Annotated in this window: 17 protein-coding genes and 2 tRNA genes; 11 read left to right on the plus strand and 8 right to left on the minus strand. The window is 59.3% G+C overall.

Going from position 1 to position 19,429, the window contains the following annotated elements:
• Positions 1–45: 45 nt before the first annotated feature.
• The 3 genes from AB4Z35_RS16215 (at position 46) to AB4Z35_RS16225 (ending at position 4,464) form a co-directional block, all read left to right on the plus strand.
• A complete protein-coding gene (locus tag AB4Z35_RS16215) occupies positions 46–1,236 on the plus strand; it encodes an MFS transporter (protein ID WP_442098092.1) in 1,191 nt (396 codons plus the stop codon).
• A 105-nt stretch (positions 1,237–1,341) separates the two neighbouring features.
• Positions 1,342–2,493, plus strand: a complete 1,152-nt coding sequence (locus AB4Z35_RS16220; protein ID WP_442098094.1) for a TDT family transporter — start codon at positions 1,342–1,344, stop codon at positions 2,491–2,493.
• Between the two features lie 96 nt (positions 2,494–2,589).
• Positions 2,590–4,464: an MFS transporter gene (locus AB4Z35_RS16225; protein WP_442098096.1), complete on the plus strand. Its 1,875-nt coding sequence runs from the start codon at positions 2,590–2,592 to the stop codon at positions 4,462–4,464.
• 124 nt (positions 4,465–4,588) lie between these two features.
• Here AB4Z35_RS16225 and sugE read toward each other — a convergent pair whose 3' ends face one another.
• The 3 genes from sugE to rdgC all read right to left on the minus strand — a co-directional run bounded on the left by sugE (position 4,589) and on the right by rdgC (position 7,069).
• Complete coding sequence (sugE, locus tag AB4Z35_RS16230; RefSeq protein ID WP_442098098.1) at positions 4,589–4,903, minus strand: quaternary ammonium compound efflux SMR transporter SugE; 315 nt, start codon at positions 4,901–4,903, stop codon at positions 4,589–4,591.
• A gap of 131 nt (positions 4,904–5,034) precedes the next feature.
• Positions 5,035–6,000, minus strand: a complete 966-nt coding sequence (locus AB4Z35_RS16235; protein ID WP_008001225.1) for a bile acid:sodium symporter family protein — start codon at positions 5,998–6,000, stop codon at positions 5,035–5,037.
• Between the two features lie 148 nt (positions 6,001–6,148).
• Positions 6,149–7,069, minus strand: a complete 921-nt coding sequence (gene rdgC / locus AB4Z35_RS16240; protein WP_442098100.1) for a recombination-associated protein RdgC — start codon at positions 7,067–7,069, stop codon at positions 6,149–6,151.
• 159 nt (positions 7,070–7,228) lie between these two features.
• Between rdgC and AB4Z35_RS16245 the strand changes: the two genes are divergently transcribed.
• Positions 7,229–7,304 (plus strand) — tRNA-Val (locus tag AB4Z35_RS16245).
• Between the two features lie 19 nt (positions 7,305–7,323).
• Positions 7,324–7,400: transfer RNA gene (locus tag AB4Z35_RS16250), tRNA-Asp, on the plus strand.
• Positions 7,401–7,579: 179 nt separating this feature from the next.
• Here the strand turns inward: AB4Z35_RS16250 and AB4Z35_RS16255 are convergent.
• Both AB4Z35_RS16255 and AB4Z35_RS16260 read right to left on the minus strand, forming a co-directional pair.
• The gene (locus tag AB4Z35_RS16255) at positions 7,580–8,716 is read right to left on the minus strand and encodes a catalase family protein (RefSeq protein ID WP_442098101.1); all 1,137 of its coding nucleotides are present in this window, start codon (positions 8,714–8,716) and stop codon (positions 7,580–7,582) included.
• A 28-nt stretch (positions 8,717–8,744) separates the two neighbouring features.
• Positions 8,745–10,547 carry a di-heme-cytochrome C peroxidase gene (locus tag AB4Z35_RS16260; RefSeq protein WP_442098102.1) on the minus strand — a complete coding sequence of 601 codons (1,803 nt, stop codon included), beginning with the start codon at positions 10,545–10,547 and terminating at the stop codon, positions 8,745–8,747.
• A gap of 269 nt (positions 10,548–10,816) precedes the next feature.
• Between AB4Z35_RS16260 and AB4Z35_RS16265 the strand changes: the two genes are divergently transcribed.
• The 5 genes from AB4Z35_RS16265 (at position 10,817) to AB4Z35_RS16285 (ending at position 13,514) form a co-directional block, all read left to right on the plus strand.
• Positions 10,817–11,533 carry an FKBP-type peptidyl-prolyl cis-trans isomerase gene (locus AB4Z35_RS16265; RefSeq protein ID WP_007997283.1) on the plus strand — a complete coding sequence of 239 codons (717 nt, stop codon included), beginning with the start codon at positions 10,817–10,819 and terminating at the stop codon, positions 11,531–11,533.
• A 293-nt stretch (positions 11,534–11,826) separates the two neighbouring features.
• On the plus strand, positions 11,827–12,282 hold the full coding sequence (locus AB4Z35_RS16270) for a YkvA family protein (protein WP_442098104.1): 456 nt from the start codon (positions 11,827–11,829) through the stop codon (positions 12,280–12,282).
• A gap of 114 nt (positions 12,283–12,396) precedes the next feature.
• Positions 12,397–12,738 carry a helix-turn-helix domain-containing protein gene (locus AB4Z35_RS16275; RefSeq protein ID WP_442098105.1) on the plus strand — a complete coding sequence of 114 codons (342 nt, stop codon included), beginning with the start codon at positions 12,397–12,399 and terminating at the stop codon, positions 12,736–12,738.
• Positions 12,735–13,106: a hypothetical protein gene (locus AB4Z35_RS16280; protein ID WP_007898892.1), complete on the plus strand. Its 372-nt coding sequence runs from the start codon at positions 12,735–12,737 to the stop codon at positions 13,104–13,106. Before AB4Z35_RS16275 ends, AB4Z35_RS16280 begins: the two co-directional genes overlap by 4 nt.
• Positions 13,107–13,514: a hypothetical protein gene (locus tag AB4Z35_RS16285; protein WP_007997288.1), complete on the plus strand. Its 408-nt coding sequence runs from the start codon at positions 13,107–13,109 to the stop codon at positions 13,512–13,514.
• Positions 13,515–13,535: 21 nt separating this feature from the next.
• Here AB4Z35_RS16285 and AB4Z35_RS16290 read toward each other — a convergent pair whose 3' ends face one another.
• Both AB4Z35_RS16290 and AB4Z35_RS16295 read right to left on the minus strand, forming a co-directional pair.
• Positions 13,536–15,326, minus strand: coding sequence for a bifunctional diguanylate cyclase/phosphodiesterase (locus AB4Z35_RS16290; protein ID WP_442098107.1), 1,791 nt, complete (start codon positions 15,324–15,326; stop codon positions 13,536–13,538).
• A gap of 145 nt (positions 15,327–15,471) precedes the next feature.
• On the minus strand, positions 15,472–17,553 hold the full coding sequence (locus AB4Z35_RS16295; protein ID WP_178087205.1) for a carboxy terminal-processing peptidase: 2,082 nt from the start codon (positions 17,551–17,553) through the stop codon (positions 15,472–15,474).
• Positions 17,554–17,691: 138 nt separating this feature from the next.
• Here AB4Z35_RS16295 and AB4Z35_RS16300 point away from each other — a divergent pair, with 138 nt between their 5' ends.
• Positions 17,692–18,654 carry a zinc-binding dehydrogenase gene (locus AB4Z35_RS16300; RefSeq protein ID WP_442098108.1) on the plus strand — a complete coding sequence of 321 codons (963 nt, stop codon included), beginning with the start codon at positions 17,692–17,694 and terminating at the stop codon, positions 18,652–18,654.
• A gap of 112 nt (positions 18,655–18,766) precedes the next feature.
• On the opposite strand, the gene AB4Z35_RS16305 is transcribed toward AB4Z35_RS16300, so the two are convergent.
• On the minus strand, positions 18,767–19,420 hold the full coding sequence (locus tag AB4Z35_RS16305) for an HAD family hydrolase (RefSeq protein ID WP_442098109.1): 654 nt from the start codon (positions 19,418–19,420) through the stop codon (positions 18,767–18,769).
• Between the last annotated feature and the right edge of the window lie 9 nt (positions 19,421–19,429).

Consider the following 19,429-nt stretch of genomic DNA (forward strand, 5'->3'; position numbering starts at 1 on the left):
GCACACTCGGCAAAAGCAAAAAGTTAGCTTTTGTGGAGCGCGCCCATGCCCAATTCTCATTCAAACCGTGCCAGCCTGTGGTTTCTCGCCGTTACCTTGCTCAGTTTCCTGGCGGCCTCCACCGCGCCGACGCCGCTGTATCACCTGTATCAGGAGCAGATGCAGTTTTCGGCCGCGACCTTGACCCTGATTTTTGCCGTCTACGCCCTCAGTCTGTTGGCGGCGTTGCTGACGGTCGGATCGCTGTCGGATTACCTGGGGCGCAAACCGGTGATTTTCACAGCGGTGGTGCTGAACGTCCTGGCGATGCTGCTGTTTATCTACGCCGATAGCGTTGCGTGGCTGATCAGTGCCCGGGTCCTGCAAGGTTTTGCCACCGGCATGGCTACCGCGGTGCTGGGCGCAACGCTGCTGGATACCGACCGCGAACGGGGGCCGTTGGTCAATAGCGTTGCACCGTTGACCGGTATGGCCATTGGCGGGTTGGGCTGCGGTGCGTTAGCCGAGTTCGCCCCGGCGCCGTTGCACCTGACGTTCTGGCTGCTGCTGGCATTGTTTGTGATGCAGGCGTTGTATGTCTGGCGCTTGCCGGAAAGCGTCTCGCGGCAGGCCGGGGTTTGGGCCTCATTGCGACCTACTCTGCATGTGCCGCTGCAAGCGCGCTCGACTTTGTGGCGGGTGCTGCCGCTCAATACTGCCCTGTGGGCTCTCGGCGGTTTCTACGCTTCCCTGGCGCCTTCGTTGGTGCGCACGGCCACGGGCTCGACCTCGAACATGATTGGCGGGGCGACCGTTGCCGCATTGACGTTGACCGGTGCGCTGATGATTTACAGCATGCGCAACCGACCCGCCGACAAGGCGTTATTATTGGGCGCCAGCATGATGCCAACGGGTGTGGTGCTGATTTTGCTGGGTGTGCACAGTGCCAGCCTGCTGCTGTTCTTCCTTGGCACACTGGTCGCAGGGTGTGGTTTCGGCTCCGGTTTTCTTGGCACCTTGCGTAGTCTGGTGCCGCTGGCCTTGCCCCATGAGCGTGCCGGGCTCGTATCGGCGTATTACGCGCTCAGCTATCTCGCCTTCTGCCTGCCATCGCTGCTGGCCGGGAACCTGAGCCGAACCCTCGGTTTGGTGGCGACCATCGACGGTTATGGAACGGTGTTGATTCTTCTGGCCCTTGGCGCTTTGGCAGGTTTGATGCGCCCGCGTTCAGGCAGGGCATGTGAGGCCGGTTCCTGATTAAATATCTATGTAATAGATAACATATAGAGATATTACCCGTTATATAGATATTCTATTCGGATCTAACATGGGCTCTACCTCACGAGAGGACAGGAGTTCGCCATGACATGCGCCAATAGCATCAAGCCCGGAATCAAACCTTTCAGTCACCTGCAGCACCCACGCGAAGTGATCCGCCAGTTCACTCCCAACTGGTTCGCGGCCACCATGGGTACCGGCGTGCTGGCGTTGGCACTGGCGCAATTGCCGGTCGCCATGCCCGCCTTGCACGCCTTTGCCGAAGCCCTATGGCTGTTCAATATCGTGCTGTTTCTGCTGTTTACGGCGCTATACACGGCGCGCTGGGTGCTGTTTTTCGACGAAGCGCGGCGGATTTTCGGCCACTCCACGGTTTCGATGTTTTTCGGCACCATCCCCATGGGCCTGGCGACCATCATCAATGGCTTCCTGGTATTCGGCCTGCCGCGCTGGGGTGAAGGGGTGATTTCGCTGGCCGAGGTGCTGTGGTGGCTGGATGTGGCCATGTCGCTGGCCTGCGGCGTGCTGATCCCCTACATGATGTTCACCCGCCAGGAGCACAGCATCGACCAGATGACCGCCGTCTGGCTGTTGCCGGTGGTCGCGGCGGAAGTGGCGGCCGCCAGCGGTGGTCTGTTGGCGCCGCATTTGGCCGACGCTCATTCGCAACTGGTGGTGCTGGTGACCAGCTACGTGCTCTGGGCTTTTTCCCTGCCGGTAGCCTTCAGCATCCTGACCATTCTGTTGCTGCGCATGGCCCTGCATAAACTGCCCCACGAAAACATGGCCGCCTCGAGCTGGCTGGCCCTTGGCCCGATTGGCACCGGTGCGTTGGGCATGCTGGTGCTGGGCGGCGATGCACCGCTGATCTTCTCCGCCAATGGTCTGCCGGGAGTCGGTGAAATTGCGGCAGGATTGGGGCTGGTGGCCGGTATCACCCTGTGGGGTTTCGGTTTGTGGTGGATGCTGATGGCGCTGCTGATTACCGTGCGCTACTTGCGTGCCGGCATTCCGTTCAATCTCGGCTGGTGGGGCTTTACCTTTCCGTTGGGCGTCTATTCTCTAGCGACATTGAAACTGGCCAGCACCTTGAACCTGACGTTTTTCAATGTGTTTGGCTGTGTGCTGGTGGCGTTGCTGGCGGTGATGTGGCTGATTGTCGGCAAGCGCACGGTGCTGGGCGCCTGGCGGGGCGAGCTGTTTGTCTCGCCGTGCATTGCCGGATTGAAGAAATAACCGGCAAAGATTAGGTAAGGTGTGGCCTGAATCGGTTTTCGATACTCCAATTACAGTATCCAGGCCACTCTCTACATAATCAGGGACACATGGAAGATGAGTCACCCCTCACAGTTCACCTTGTTGCGTACCCGGCGCTTCCTGCCGTTCTTCATTACCCAGTCCCTTGGGGCGTTCAACGACAACGTGTTCAAGCAGTCGTTGATCCTGGCCATTTTGTACAAGTTGAGCATCGAGGGTGACCGCTCTATCTGGGTCAACCTGTGTGCGTTGCTGTTCATTCTGCCGTTTTTCCTGTTCTCGGCACTGGCCGGGCAATTCGGGGAAAAGTTCGCCAAGGATGCGTTGATCCGCCTGATCAAGCTTGGGGAAATCGCCATCATGGCGGTCGGTGCGATTGGCTTCCTGTTCGATCACCTGTCGCTGATGCTGGTGGCGCTGTTTGCCATGGGGACTCACTCGGCGCTGTTCGGGCCGGTGAAATATTCGATCCTGCCGCAAGCCTTGCATGAAGATGAGCTGGTGGGGGGCAACGGCCTGGTGGAAATGGGCACCTTCCTGGCGATCCTTGCCGGCACCATTGGCGCCGGGGTCATGATGTCTTCGGCGCATTACGCACCGGTGGTGTCCACGGCGATCATCGGCATTGCCGTGCTCGGCTACCTGGCCAGCCGCAGCATTCCCCGCGCGGCGGCCGCCACGCCGCAATTGCGCCTGAACTGGAACATCTTCAGTCAGTCCTGGGCCACGTTGAAACTGGGCCTGGGGCAAACGCCCGCGGTGTCACGCTCGATTGTCGGCAACTCGTGGTTCTGGTTTGTCGGGGCGATTTATCTGACGCAGATCCCGGCCTATGCCAAGGAATGGATGCACGGCGACGAAACCGTGGTGACGCTGATTCTGACGGTGTTCTCGGTCGGCATCGCATTGGGTTCGATGCTGTGCGAGAAGCTCTCCGGGCGCAAAGTCGAGATTGGCCTGGTGCCGTTCGGATCGTTCGGCCTGACCGTATTCGGTCTGCTGCTGTGGTGGCATTCCGGCTTAATACCGGACAGCGCCGCCGGCCATGGCTGGATCGACATCCTCGGTTTTGGCCACGCCTGGCTGGTGTTGCTCGACATCCTCGGCCTGGGCGTCTTCGGCGGTTTCTACATCGTGCCGCTGTACGCGCTGATCCAGTCACGTACGGCGGAGAACGAGCGGGCGCGGGTGATTGCCGCCAACAACATCCTCAATGCGTTGTTCATGGTGGTGTCGGCGATTGTCTCGATCGTCTTGCTGAGTGTGGCCAAGCTGTCGATCCCGCAGCTGTTCCTGGTGGTGTCGYTGCTGAACATCGGTGTCAACGCCTACATCTTCAAGATCGTCCCCGAGTTCACCATGCGTTTCATGATCTGGCTGCTCAGCCATTCCATGTACCGCGTCGAGCACCGCAACCTGGATCTGATCCCCGATGAAGGCGCGGCGTTACTGGTGTGCAACCACGTGTCGTTCGTCGATGCCTTGTTGATTGGCGGCGCGGTGCGGCGGCCGATTCGCTTTGTGATGTATTACAAGATCTACAACCTGCCGGTGCTGAATTTCATCTTTCGTACCGCGGGGACGATTCCTATCGCGGGGCGTCATGAAGACATCCAGATCTACGAAAAGGCCTTCACGCGCATTGCCCGGTATCTGAAGGACGGTGAACTGGTGTGCATCTTCCCCGAGGGTAAATTGACCGCCGATGGCGAGATCAATGAGTTCAAGGGCGGGTTGACGCGGATTCTCGAAGAGACACCAGTGCCGGTGATTCCATTGGCCTTGCAGGGGTTGTGGGGGAGTTTCTTCAGCCGCGATCCGGGCAAGGGGCTGTTTCACCGCCTGTGGTCGCGAGTGACATTGGTGGCTGGGCCGGCGGTGGCGTTTGAAGTGGCGGAGCCGGCGAAGTTGCAGGCGTTGGTGGGGGAGTTGCGTGGGTCCGCTAGATAGCCGCTGGCTGTGCTGGCCTCATCGCGGGCAAGCCCGCTCCCACAATAATCGCAGGTGTACACAAAATGTGTGATTCACCTCCAGCCCTGTGGGAGCGAGCTTGCTCGCGATGGCGGTCTGAAAATCAAGCGCTGACCTTGAGCCCGACCAATCCGCTAATGATCAACGCCACACTCGCCAGCCTCACCAGCGCCATCGACTCGCCAAACAGAATGATCCCGGCGATCACCGTGCCAACGGCGCCGACACCGGTCCAGATCGCATAGGCCGTACCCAGCGGCAGTTCCTTCATTGCAAGGCCGAGCAAGCCAAGGCTGATAACCATGGCCGCAACGGTCAATACAGTGGGGAGCGGGCGGGTGAAGCCGTCGGTGTACTTGAGGCCGACGGCCCAGCCCACTTCGAACAGGCCGGCGAAAAACAGAATGATCCAGGACATGAAGACCTCCATCGTCTGACGGGGTCGTCCCCTGATTAATGACTCGATCGAGCCGCGAGGTCGTCCTCGCGATGGGCAATATAGTGCCCAGCATTAACCCGGGGATCAAGTTTTCAGATCAAGATCGCGAGTCAGTCACTGACCTGTTGCGCCGCTATTTCCCGATCCTGCTTTTCACTCATGCGGCGGAAATACGTGGAGAGCAATGCCCCGGAAATATTGTGCCAGACACTGAACAATGCACTTGGCACTGCCGCCAGTGGCGAGAAGTGCGCACTCGCCAACGCGGCACCCAATCCGGAGTTCTGCATGCCGACTTCCAGGGCCAGGGACTTGCGCTGAGCCAGAGGCAGCTTGAACAGGCGCCCGGTGAAGTAACCCAGCAGGTAGCCAAAGCTGTTGTGCAGCATGACCACGGCCATGATCAACAGGCCGGACTCGGCAATCTTCGCCTGGCTGGCGGCGACGACTGCCGTGACGATGATCACGATGCTGACCACCGACACCAGCGGTAAAACGTCCACCGCATGACGGACCTTGTTGCCGAGCAAGCGTTGGGCAACCACGCCCAGCACGATCGGCAACAGCACCACTTGCAGGATCGACCAAAACAACTCCATGAACGACACCGGCAACCAGGCCGAGGCCAGCAGCCAGATCAGCGCCGGCGTAAGCAGCGGGGCGAGGAGGGTGGTGACGGCGGCGATGGCCACCGACAGCGCCAGGTCGCCACGGGCCAGCCAGGTCATCACGTTCGACGATGTGCCGCTTGGGCAGCAGCCGACCAGAATCACGCCGACGGCGATTTCCGGCGGCAAGTGGAACACCTGGCAGAGCAACCACGCCACGCCCGGCATGATCACGAAATGTGCAACCACGCCCAGAGCCACGCGCCAGGGATGGCGAGCGACTTCGGCGAAGTCTTCGAGCTTGAGGGTCAGGCCCATGCCGAACATCACCAGCCCGAGCAAGGGCACGATGGCGCCTTTGAGGCCGAGGAACCACGCCGGCTGCAGGAACGCCACGACAGCGAAAATCAGTACCCAGTAAGCGAAGGTGTTACCGACAAAACGACTCAATGCAGCCAGTGCGCGCATGGCCTTATCCTTGTTATTAAGTAGCTCCACAAAAACCAATGTAGGAGCGAGCCTGCTCGCGATGAGGGACTAACATTCAACAGGGATGTTGACTGACATTCCGCTATCGCGAGCAGGCTCGCTCCTACAGTTTGGATATCACCAGGGTTTAGATCCCCTGCGGAGTCTCTTCACCACCCAGCGCTTCAACCAGCGCCGGCAGGAAGTCGCCGAAGGTCAGCATCATCAGGGTGAAGCTGGCGTCCAGTTGGCCCAGGGCTTCGTCGCCGCCGTCCTGTTCCGCCTGGTCTTGCAGCAGGTCTTCGAACTTCAGGCGCTTGACCACCATCTTGTCGTCGAGGACGAATGACAGTTTGTCCTGCCAGGCCAGGGACAGTTGGGTGACCACTTTGCCGGTGCTCAGGTGCAACTGGATTTCTTCGCTGGTCAGGTCCTGACGCTTGCAACGCACAATGCCGCCGTCTTCGTGGGTGTCGCGCAGTTCGCACTCGTCCAGTACAAAGAAATCGTCCGCGGCTTTCTGCGTGGTGACCCACTCGGTCATGGTAGCGGTCGGGGACATTTTCACGGTCAGCGGACGCACCGGCAGGGTGCCGATCACTTCGCGCAAGGTCGACAGCAAGTCTTCGGCGCGTTTCGGGCTGGCCGAGTTGACCAGGATCAGGCCCTGTTTGGGCGCGATGGCAGCAAAGGTCGACGAGCGGCGGATAAAGGCGCGAGGCAGGAAGGCCTGGATGATTTCATCCTTGATCTGATCCCGTTCCTTCTTATAGACCTTGCGCATTTGCTCGGCTTCGATCTCTTCGACCTTTTCCTTGACCGCGTCACGCACGACGCTGCCCGGCAAAATACGTTCTTCCTTGCGCGCGGACACCAGCAGGAAGTCACCGCTGATGTGCACCAGCGGCGCATCTTCGCCTTTGCCGAACGGCGCGACGAAACCGTAGGTGGTCAACTCCTGGCTTGCACATGGACGCGCCAGTTTGGTGGCCAGTGCAGTTTCCAACGCCTCGGCATCAACAGGCAGATCTTGGGTCAGGCGATAGATAAGCAGGTTTTTGAACCACATGGGGTGAGTCTCTCCTTTATACAAAGGGGGGCATTATTGTCTTCGCCGTGCCATAGGCCAACCTTTCTCTAAGCCTTTGGAAGGCCTGAGAAAATTATTTTAAAAAGTGCTTGCCAGAGGTTGGGTCGCTCCGTAGAATGCGCGCCACACCGAAGCGAAGGGTGATTAGCTCAGCTGGGAGAGCGTCTGCCTTACAAGCAGAATGTCGGCGGTTCGATCCCGTCATCACCCACCATTCGTTTTCAGTGTTACGCGCAGCGGTAGTTCAGTCGGTTAGAATACCGGCCTGTCACGCCGGGGGTCGCGGGTTCGAGTCCCGTCCGCTGCGCCATATTCGGTAACCTGGAACACTGAACGCCAGGTCACCACAGAAAGCCCGCCTTGTGCGGGCTTTTTGCTGTCCTGGATTTGGCTTTCCTCGCTCCCTGTAGGAGCGAGCCAGCTCGCGAAGGACCGCGTAATTTCAGATGCCCAGCGGCGCCCATGGTTTTTTCGCGAGCAAGCTCGCTCCTACAGTCCGGCATTGCGGGCGTGACGGTAGTCGCTGACAGCTTCATATACAGCTTTGCGCAGGCGATTGATCCCGCCGATGGGGCGGTGTGCCTCGATACCGAACCAGGGATTGAATGACTGGTTGTCGCATTGCAGGTTCAGCGCCGGTGTATCGAAGTCCTGCGCCGACACCTTGATCTGCGCCACCGTCTCGAAGGGCGCATCACTTTCGCGCCATTCAATGCTGGTGTCCTCAATCGGCATGTACTTGTTGGCGTCCTGTCGCTGGATTTGCAAGACGAAACACGCGGGTACCCGGTCGGTCGATAACTGTTGATTCAGCGCATTGCGCAGGAAGTTCGGCAACTTGCGATTTTGTTCCGGCAGGTTGTAGGCCGGGCAACTGCCCGGATCGGGCATGACCCGGAACTTCGCATTGGCTTCACCGAATTTGTAGGGTGAAACCGAAAAGTACGTCGTCCGGGTTGGGCTCGATGGAGCAGGGGACAATGTTGCCAAGGCAATAAACAGGTGGCGAACTTGCCACGAACGTGGATCCCGGCCCGGAAAAAACGCCATCATTTTTTTACCGTCGGCCTGGGCAGCGACGTTCTGACGGTATTCGGCCACGCTACTTACAAAGAAGTTCGGATGGCTGAACATCACAAAGTCCTGTTCGCTTCGCCCCTGCTGATCGCTCAATAGTTGTTTGCCCGGAACATCGAACAGCTTGATCGCCATGCCCCGGGCATCGCGGATGCTGTCGAACTGCGGGTAGGCATTGCCATTGGACAGGCGCATCGTCGCTTGCCAGGTTTTGCCCGGCTCGCTGAACACGCCCTGGCGCAATTCGCTGGCCAGTTCCGGCAACACCTGAACTTCGGCTTTGACGCAGCCGTGGGCCTTGGCATGGGCATCGCGCAGGTAGCGGGTGCTTTCACGGTGCTGATCGACGATGCGCACAGCGGTCTGGATGATGTCCTGGGTCATCGCGGCTTCATCGTCCGCAATCAACTCCTGCGCCGAGACCGGTCCGCGCTGCTGCCAGGCAAACCAGGCGCTGGCCAATGCCCAGCCAAGCACTCCAAGACCCAGCAGCCACAGCAACAGCTTGCCGAGGAAGGCGCCCAGGCGCAGCCAGAGTGTAATCAGCATGAGAGAGTCCCTGTGACTGAGGCTGTGGTCATGGCAATTGCGCTTCCAGCGGGCCGCCCAGCACTTTCAGGTATTCCAGCAGTGCCCAGCGTTCTTGCGGCTGCAACCCGCGGCCAATCACGCCATTGCCGAGATTGCCGGCACGGAATTCATGACCACTGTTGTGGTTGCCGGTGATTCGCGTGTCGAACAGGAAACCGTTGGTAAAGGCTTCGGTGCGGTAACCCAGGTGCCCCGGGTCGTATTCGAAAGTGCCTTTGTAGAACGTGGTCGCACGTTCATCCTGAGGTGACAGCAATTGATAAATGCTCGGTACCGAACCGTTGTGCAGGAACGGCGCTGTCGCCCATACACCCGCCAATGGCCTGGCCTTGTACGAACGCAATTCGCGCACACCGATCGGCAGGCCGAAACCGTCCATTTCAGGGCGCTCGGCAGGGGTAACATTGGCGTCTTGATACGCGCGGTCCTGGACAAATGCCGTGACATAGGCCAGCCCCTTGGCCACGGACATTTTGCTCAGGTCCAGTGGCTCGGCGGGTTTGGGTTCCACATCAAGTTTTTCCAGTTCCGCCTGCTTCCATTGCAATGCTGTGAGGTCGAAGCGGTGGTCGGCGATGTTGTTGGCCGCACCGGGGTCAGTGCCGATGTAATTCACCGGGACCATTTTCAGATGCTGGACATATCGCCCGTCGCCCTGGGTGGTACGCGGTACATGACAACCCGCGCAGTTTTCGGTGAACAAGGCGCGACCCTTTGCTGCCAGAGGTTTGTCGACCGCGCCCAACAGATCTTCCGGCCAGGCCGGAGGCGCGAGTCGTTGCAGGGTTTCTTCGATCAGGTGCAGATCGCGCACGCGCACGCTGGAGGGATAGCGGGCATCGCCCATCAGCGGCTGGCCGTTCCCGTCGAAGAAATTCAGCGTGGCACCGACGCCCAACGCCTCGCCGATGTTGCGCGCCATCGGTTGTTTCGCCGAACCGTTCCACTGCACCCATTCGAACGTCCACATGTCCCACAACTGTGGATAGTCGACCGGGGCATTGGCCACGCGGTAGTTGTCGGGGGAAATCGCATCACCGAAGCTGGCGTTGGCGATGCGCCCGAAGGCGTCTGTGCGCCCCGGACCTTCTTCGGTCGGATAGAGCCCGCGATGGGTATCGTTCCAGGCCACTTTGAGGAACGTATCCATTGAAGATTTGAATTCTTTGCGCAGTTGTTTGTGGTGCGTCTCGTAGTCCTGACCCAGCACATTGCGTGCGAAGCGCTCGAATTTCCACGGGTTGTAGTAAGTCGAGGCCAGGCTGACCACCAGCGCTTGTCCGAAACTGCCCCCTTTGAGTGTAGGAACACTGGAGGGCAGAACATGCTGCGCCGAGCCACCGTCGATACGCACGGCCTGGCCCTTGAAACGCAGTTCACCGGTATGGCAGGCCGCGCAGGTGACATCCAGAAACACATCCGGGCTCCCCGCATTCTGATGCCGGGTAAAGCCTGCCGGGAGGTTGCCGGGGTTGTTCGGTGTCGGTTTCTGGCCGGGGTCCACCAGAAAACCGAAACGGGCGAGGTACTCGGGGGCGGCGAAGCGTTGCTGCGAGAAGGGCAGTTCGAGGGCGGTGAACCAGTCGTAGCGCAAGCCTTTGACCTGAGTGCCCTGGGGTGTGAAGTAATAAGTTTCTCGATCGGCGGCGCTCCATTGCTCCAGGTAGTGCACCTGTTGTGCCGGCGACCAGGCCGGCAATTTCGGGTTGGCGACATAGTAAAGAACCACGGCCATGACCAGTCCGAACAGTACTGCGATGAGAGCCAGCAGGCGAAAGAAGAGGCGCAAGATAAACATCCTTGTTGAACTATCATGTCGTTATGCCTGAGTGCCGAAGGTGCGGCAAGAGGCCATTACGCCAGATGTTGCAGGTTCAGGAATCAGCCTGCGTCGGAACAAGATGAAAGAAGCTTCATCCCCCGAATGGTGAAATGCGTTTAAACACCTGAACTTATCAATTGTTTCCGGCTCTCATGCCGGTAGCCATTGGTCGTGGCGGCCTGATAAGCTCGCGGCTTTACTCGATTGCCCTTTAGGCGCATGAACAAGGAAATAGCATGAAACAGCATCGGTTGGCGGCGGCGGTGGCCCTGGTTAGCCTGGTACTCGCGGGTTGTGATTCGCAGACCAGCGTAGAGCTGAAAACTCCGGCGCAAAAAGCTTCCTACGGCATTGGCCTGAACATGGGCAAGAGCCTGGCTCAGGAAGGCATGGATGATCTGGATTCCAAAGCTGTAGCCCAGGGCATCGAAGACGCCGTCGGCAAGAAAGAGCAGAAGCTCAAGGACGAAGAACTGGTTGAGGCGTTCGCCGCACTGCAAAAGCGTGCTGAAGAACGCATGGCCAAGATGAGCGAAGAGTCGGCCGCTGCCGGCAAGAAATTCCTCGAAGAAAACGGCAAGAAAGCCGGCGTGACCACCACCGCTTCGGGCTTGCAGTACGAAGTAGTGCAGAAAGCCGATGGCCCTCAGCCAAAGCCGTCTGACGTAGTGACCGTTCACTACACCGGCAAGCTGACCAACGGCACCGTATTCGACAGCTCCGTCGAGCGCGGCAGTCCGATCGATCTGCCGGTCAGCGGTGTGATCCCGGGTTGGGTCGAAGGCCTGCAACTGATGCACGTTGGCGAGAAGTACAAACTGTACATCCCTGCTGACCTGGCTTACGGCGCTCAAAGCCCGAGCCCGGCGATTCCAGCCAACTCGGTGCTGGTATTCGACCTGGAACTGCTGGCCATCAAGGATCCGGCAAAAGAAGACGCCGCTGCCAAGTAACCAGCGTCTGCTTCGATAACAACGCCTCGCTTATGCGGGGCGTTGTTGCATCTGGCGTTCGGCACGGGTAAAAAAAACGAACAGGCGCTCTAGGTCGGAGTCTTAGGCATAGTAGGCGTTGGCGGTAGACGCACCAGGCCGCCAAGTCAATGAAATTATGGGTTTTTTTTGATGAGTAAAAAACGCCCGATCTGAACGGAGGCCTTGTAAAGCGGGGCTTACAGCGATGAAAAGCAGCTCTGTTCACAAGGTTATCCACAATTTGTGTGGATAACATTTCAACGGGAGGAATGATGAAAGCACCCTGGAGTTTCGCTCGATTCCTGCCACTGGCTGGACGCCTGCTGGCGCGCGGCCGATTGCCGACCCTGTTGTTTGCGGTCGCCAGCAAAGGCGCGAGCCAGGGCAATCGACTGGGCAAGATCAAGGACGATTTGAAGCTGTTGCAGGCACTCTGCCTGGCCTACTGGCGCGGTGAGTATCGTGCCATCAGCCCCAAGGCGCTGGTTTCGGTTGTCGCGGGCCTGATGTACTTCCTCAGTCCGGTGGATGCGATCCCGGACTTCATACCAATGTTTGGCATGCTCGATGACATCGCCGTACTGGCATGGCTGATGAAAGTCCTCGACGACGAACTCAATGCCTTCCGTGCCTGGCGAAAGCGGCAGGTGCCGGAGAAGCTCGCGGTGGTCGAGCGCCTGCCTGATACCCCCGAGCAACTTCAACTTCAAGGCCCGAAAAAACACTGAGTCGATTTCGACCTGTTCACAGATTGATGCCCCCCGCGACCTTGGCCGCTGTTAGGATTACACTTCTAGGGAAAAGTGCCGACTCGCTAAGTGTTGTTGTCCTACGGGGTAGTCATGGATATTCAGATAATTACACGCGAAGGCGAACCCGAATATGCGGTTCTGCCATGGGCTCAGTATCAGGCGTTACTGAAAGCAGCAGGCATCAAGGAGCAGGCGTCGCCTGAAGCCATGAAGCTTCAGGCGGCAACACCAGACGCGATTCTTCCGGGTCTGGATCAACTACGCAGTTTGCGCGAAGGAAAGGGCATCGCCATCGAGGCGCTGGCCCGCACGGTAGGCATCAGCCCGTCTTACCTGGCCATGATCGAAAGTGGCGAGCGTCTGCCCGACGCCGCGATTCGTCGCAGCCTGGCCTGGGAATTGACGGTGCCAGGGTGGAGGGATGAATCGTGAGCGTACGCATCAGTCGTCAACATTGGGACGGATTGCTGGGCGAACTGGATCAGGCGCGTCGTCAGCGCCATCTTCTGACTTATCGGGCATTACTGGAACGTTTGCAGTTGCCGACACCGGCCATGCAAACCCTGACGGCGGCGCTTGAGCATCTGGCGGCACTGGACGCCAGGGCAGAGCAGCCATTGCGCAGTTCACTGGTGATCAGCCAGGGCGCCAGTCGCCTGCCGCGCACCGGATTTTTTGAATGTGTCGAGCGCCTCGGGCGCTTTTCCGGGCCGTCGGACGGCGTTGCCGCCGCGTCCTGGCATGCTTCGGAAGTGGTGCGGGTGTTCGAGTACGAATACCCGGAATCGGCCGAGGCCTGAGTGTTTTTGCAACTCAAGGCGCGATCCGGATATTGGCTCGCGCGCAGACTGTTTCACTGGCCGTGGTTTGTTCGCCAGCCGCAGGGCTGGCGCTGGCTTGAAGGCCAGTTTGCACGCATGGCCAACCTGGGCGACGTCGGCGCCCAGAGCTTCTATGGGCATATCCTGACGTTTCGTGGCGTCGGCCTTGGCGCTCGTGAAGAGGGCGCGCGTTTGTTGCGCCTGGCGGCGTTGGCGGGCGATGGCAAGGCGGCGTATCAAGTTGGAGTGATCAGTCTGGCCGGGACGGCGAGCAAGGCACCGGATCCGGTTGAAGCCGCGCGGTTCTGGGAGATCGCGGCGAAGGCCGGGCATCCGTTGGCGCCGATCAAGCTCGAAGAGCTGAAGTCTTCCTCGGCACCTCGTTGATTGGCGTGATGCCGAGATCCCTTATCGATGCCCGGTAACGAGCACCTCTTCAACAGTCGAAACCACCCGGCTATCAATCACGTGCACGCTATACCCCTGCACATTCTTCGCATGGTGCTTGGCTTGTGACGCCATTTCCGCCAGCTGGCTCGCATCGAGTTGTCCACAGGCCTGTGGATGCAGATGCACAACGCCGATCGACAGCGACAACAGCGCAAACTCCTGCCGTACGCCCTGTCGATTTGGTGCGATGAAGCATCCGGCCTCCAGGTGTTCGCTGCGGTAGAAACGTCGGCACTGGCTCTGGAAGTCGTCGAGCAACTGGTTCAAACGTTTGCGCCAGTCTTCCGGGCCGAGCACCAGCAGGAAATCATCACCGCCGATGTGGCCGACGAAGTCGCGGGACGGGTCGATGCGGTCGTTCAGGCATTGGGCCAGGCACAGCAGGACTTCGTCGCCGCGGCCATAGCCGTAGATGTCGTTGAAAGGTTTGAAGCTATCGATGTCCACGTAGCAGATCACCGATTCCCGTTGCTGTTGCAGCAGCCGCGTCAGGCATTGCTGGATCGGCACGTTGCCCGGGAGCAAGGTCAGCGGGTTGGCGTAGCGGGCCTGCTGGATCTTCAGTTCCGTGATCAGCTTGAGCACGTCAATCACCCGGCCCAGTCCCAGGTAGCCGCCGTTGAGGGTGATGATGAAATCTTCTTCGATGCGCTGGCGGGCACGGCCTGTGATCAGGCGGCTGACTTGTTGCAGCGACTGACTCAGCTCGACGGCGAGGAAGTCATCGTTCATCAACCGGCTGATGGGTTTGCGGGCGAACAGATCGGTGGCAAAGGGCTTGAGCAGGGCATCGGAGAGCGAATGCCGATGGACGATACCGCAAGGCTGACCCTGTTCATTCAGGATCGCCAGCGAGTTCAGGTTGGCCTGGCGGCGAAAGGCTTCGAGCACCGTGGCGGTCGGAGTGTCGCGGTCCATGGCAGGTTGCTCGTTGAGCAGGGCGCTGAGGTCGCTGCCGTCCTCGCTCAGTACAACAGCGGTGCTGTCCTGTCGGGGCATCAATGCCCGGGCATCCCGCGGTGGGTGTTCCTGGGGGCGGCAGAGCAGATAGCCCTGGACCAAATCCACACCCATCTCGGTCAGCACCGTGAGCTCTTCCGGTAACTCGATACCTTCGGCAATGACTTGCGCCCGCGAGGCCTTGGCGATTTTCAGGATCGAGCCGACGAATTCGCGCTTGAGCGAATCCTGATGAATGCCATCAATGAAATGCCGGTCGATTTTCACGTAATCCGGCCGCAGCTCCGACCACAAGCGCAAACTCGAATAACCCGCCCCCAGATCATCCAGCGCAATCGAAAACCCCATCGCCCGATAGTGATGCAGGGCGGTTTGCAGCAACTGGAAATCATCCGTCGGCGTTTGTTCCGTGAGCTCGATGACCACCTGACTCGGCGCAATGCCGAAGTCCTGCAGCAATTGCAGGGTGCGCCCYGGTTGATGGGCCGCTTCGAGAAGGGATTCCGGGGATACGTTGAGGAACAACATGCCAGGCAGTTGTTGCTCATTGAAGCGTCGGCAAGCGCTTTCGCGGCAGGCAATCTCCAGCTCGCTCAGGCGTCCGGCCTGGCGGGCGACGGCGAACAGGGCGACAGGGGAGTGCAGAGGGCTGTTGGAGGGGCCGCGACTGAGGGCTTCGTAACCGAGAATGCGCCGTTCAGAGAGGCTGATGATCGGTTGGAACAGGCTGTGCAGACCGCTTTGAGTCAGAATTGAGCTCAATGCACTCAGCTGTTCGGTTGTGGTCATGGCGATCTCTGGCGATAAAAAAAGGACCGGCGTGCCCTTGGTAAAAAGAGCACGCCCGGTCCTTTATTTCACGACAGAATGATGACTGCTTGATGACGCTCCGGGGAGCGTCAACATTAAATTGCCATCAGTTGCTTGTAATAACTCAGTGCTTGGCCACTGCCGTGTTGAGTTTCAGGTAATCCAGCAGAATCCGCCCGGTTTCGCTCAGGTAGGCGTCGTCTTCCGGCTTGGTCTTGTCATCCTCGGCCGCAATAGCGTCCTCGTCTTCTTTCTTCAGCTCTTTGAGCGGTTCTTCGCCCTTGGCCTTGCGACGGATGTTTTCCATGGCCAGTTGCTTGGCTTCGATGTCGGCGTGCTGGGCACGGCGCTCGGCTTCATTGAGGCTGACGGTTTTTTCGGCCATCAGTTTCTGCGCCAGGGCCAGCTTGTCGCGGATGAACACGAACTCTGCATCCTTGGCCGTGCGCACGTCATGCTCGGACTTGAGCTGTGAAATGTACGGCTTGAACGGATCCACCGCAGGCTTGATTGCGGCCTTGATGGTGTCCCACGGCATGGCTTCGGGCAGGGCGCTTTCACCGATTTCCTTGGTGTCGATGATCGACGGGTAATCGATGTCCGGCAAGACGCCCTGATGCTGGGTGCTCTGCCCGGAAACCCGGTAGAACTTGGCCAGGGTCAGTTTCAGTTCGCCATGGTTGAGCGGCTGAATGGTCTGCACGGTGCCTTTTCCGAAGGTCTGGCCGCCGATGATCAGTGCGCGATGGTAGTCCTGCATGGCGCCGGCAAAAATCTCCGAAGCCGAGGCAGACAAGCGGTTGACCAGCAATGCCATCGGGCCTTTGTAGAACGCGCCCGGGTTTTCATCTTCCAGGACATCGACGCGGCCATCGGCGTTACGCACGAGCACGGTCGGGCCTTTGTCGATGAACAGGCTGGTCAGCTCGGTGGCCTCTTGCAAGGAACCGCCGCCGTTGTTACGCAGGTCGATGACCACGCCGTCGACTTTCTCTTTCTGCAACTCGGTCAGCAGCTTCTTGACGTCGCGGGTGGTGCTCTTGTAATCCGGGTCGCCGGCACGGAAGGCCTTGAAGTCCAGATAGAACGCCGGGATTTCGATGATGCCGAGCTTGTAGTCCTTGCCGTCCTGCTTCAGGTTCAGTACCGACTTCTTCACGGCCTGGTCTTCGAGCTTCACCGCTTCACGGGTGATCGGCACGATCTTGGTGGTCTGGTCGTTCGGCGCATTGCTGGCCGGGATGACTTCCAGGCGCACCACGGTGCCCTTCGGACCACGGATCAGCTTGACCACTTCGTCCAGGCGCCAGCCCACCACGTCGACCATTTCCTTGTTGCCCTGGGCAACGCCGATGATCTTGTCGGCCGGTGCAACCTGCTTGGTCTTGTCCGCCGGACCTGCCGGCACCAGGCGCACGACTTTCACCTGGTCGTTATCGCTCTGCAACACGGCGCCGATGCCCTCGAGGGACAGGCTCATGTTGATGTCGAAGTTCTCCGCGTTATCCGGCGACAGATAGTTGGTGTGCGGGTCGTAGGACATGGCGAAGGTATTGATGTACGCCTGGAAGATGTCTTCCGCGCGGGTCTGGTCCAGGCGTGCCAACTGGTTCTTGTAGCGCTTGGTCAGGGTTTCCTGGATCTGCTTGGGCTCTTTGCCGGCGATCTTCATCCGCAGCGCTTCATCCTTGACGCGTTTGCGCCACAGGTCGTCGAGTTCTGCGGAGGATTTGAGCCAAGGGGCGTCCTTGCGGTCGATCAGCAAGGTTTCTTTGGTGGTGAAGTCCATCTTGTCGACGCCTTTGTCCAGCTCGGCAAGAGCGAAGTCCAGACGCGCCTTTACGCGGTCCAGGTAGCGCTTGTAGATGGTGAACCCGGCGTTGAGGTCGCCGCTCTTGAGGAAGTCGTCGAACTGCGTCTTCCACTTGTCGAATTCGGCAATGTCGCTGGCCATGAAATAGCTGCGCGACGGATCCAGCAGCTTGAGGTAGCTGTCGTAGATGATCACCGAGCGCGCGTCATCGAGCGGTGGCTTGCTGTAGTGGTGGCGTTTGAGCAACTCCACGACGTTCAGACTGGCGATCACTTCGTCACGATCGGGTTGAAGCTTGTCCCAGCTATTGGCTGCGAATGTATTGCTCGACATCGGCAGCAAGCCGATACCGATGAACAAGGCGAGAGCAGTGCTGGGGAACAGATGCTTCATGCTGATTCGACGCRGGGACAATTGATAACGCATATTAGGCCGTCTTTGAAGTCGCCGGTTCTTTGAGAGCCGGTCGCATAATGCAAAAAGCCCGACGCTATAACTTCGGGCTCAGTCCAGACTCACTATGGAGGCACTGTGAAAGCATTGCAAGGCGTTGACGGTCAAGCGGTATGGGTTGATGAGGCGAGTCCTGCGTGCGATGTAGGACAAGTTCGTATTCGAGTGGCTGCAGCGGGCCTCAATCGTGCCGATTTATTGCAGAAAGCGGGTCTTTACCCGCCACCACCGGGGGCCAGTCAAGTGCTCGGTCTAGAGTGCTCGGGAGTAATCAGCGAGGTGGGGCCGGGTTCATCCTGGCAGGTTGGCGACCGGGTTTGCGCCTTGCTGGCCGGGGGCGGGATGGCCGAAGAGGTGGTTGTCGACGGGCGGCACGTGCTGCCGGTTCCCGACGGAGTGTCACTGGTCGCAGCGGCTGCATTGCCCGAAGTTTATGCAACGGTCTGGCTGAATTTGTTTCAACTGGCTGCGCTCAAGCCAGGTCAGAAAGTTCTTCTGCATGCTGGAGCAAGTGGAATTGGTTCAGCGGCCATTCAGCTGTGCAAGGCCTTCGGCAACCCGTGTTGGGTCAGCGCCGGCTCCGCCGAGCGACTGGCGTACTGCGAAGCGCTGGGCGCCCAGGGCGGCGTGGTGCGTAACGAGGATCTGGAGAGCCTGCGGGATCTGGGGCCGTTCGACGTGATACTCGACCCGGTGGGCGGCAATTACGCGGCATTGAACCTCAAATTGTTGGCGCAAGATGGCCGTTGGGTGTTGATCGGTCTGATGGGCGGCCGCGAAGCCAAGCTGGATCTGGCCCAGGTGCTGGCCAAGCGTGTGCAGTTGCTGGGGTCGACCCTGCGCAGCCGTGACGATCAGTTCAAGGCCGATCTGTTCAGCGATCTACGCCTGCACGTGTGGCCGTTGTTCGCCGAGGGGCGCTTGAGCCCGCAACTGGCCAGGACCTTTGCGATCAAGGATGCCGAGGCRGCGTTTGCCGAGCTGGCGAGCAATACCGTGGCGGGGAAAGTGGTGTTGGTGATTGACGAGTGCCTGAGCTGACAACGAGAAACCTGTGGGAGCGAGCTTGCTCGCGATTAGCGGAGTGTCAGTTGATATTAATGTAACTGACTCGCCGCCATCGCGAGCAAGCTCGCTCCCACAGGGGGCCGGGTTATTTCCAGTCGTGAATCGGCCACCCGGCCTTTTCAGCCTGCTCGCGCAACACCGGATCGGGGTTGACCACGTGGGGGTAATCCACCTTCAGCAACAGTGGCAGGTCGTTGCGAGAGTCGGAATAGAAACTCGCGCCTTCGAGGTTTTCCTCCTCTGCATCCAGCCACTCCAGCAAGCGCACGATCTTGCCTTCGCGGTAGGTCAGGGTACCCACGGTGTGGCCGGTGTAAACGCCGTGGGCCACTTCCAGTTCGATGCCCAGAATCTCGTCGATGCCCAGGCGCTCGGCGATGGGGCCGACCAGGTGCGTACCCGAGGCCGAGATCACCAGGATCCGGTCGCCGGCCTTGCGATGGGCCGCGATGGTTTTGGTGGCGTCGCTGAAAATGATTGGTTCGATGAAGTCTTCCACCCACGGGCCAACCAGATGCTCGACCTCTGCGGGCGTACGACCAATCAACGGCTCCAGGCTGAAGGTCATGTAGTCCTCCATGCGCAGTTTGCCGTGGCTGTAGGCGTCCATCAGTTCGTTGTTCTGCCGCATGAACGACTCGGGATCGACCCAGCCAAGGCGGCCCATCTGCTCGCTCCAAAGGGTAGCGCAGTCGCCGTGGATCAGGGTTTCGTCCAGATCAAAAATTGCCAGGGCCATCAGTGCAGT

The sequence above is a fragment of the Pseudomonas sp. KB_15 genome (genome assembly GCF_052114525.1).
GTDB lineage: Bacteria > Pseudomonadota > Gammaproteobacteria > Pseudomonadales > Pseudomonadaceae > Aquipseudomonas.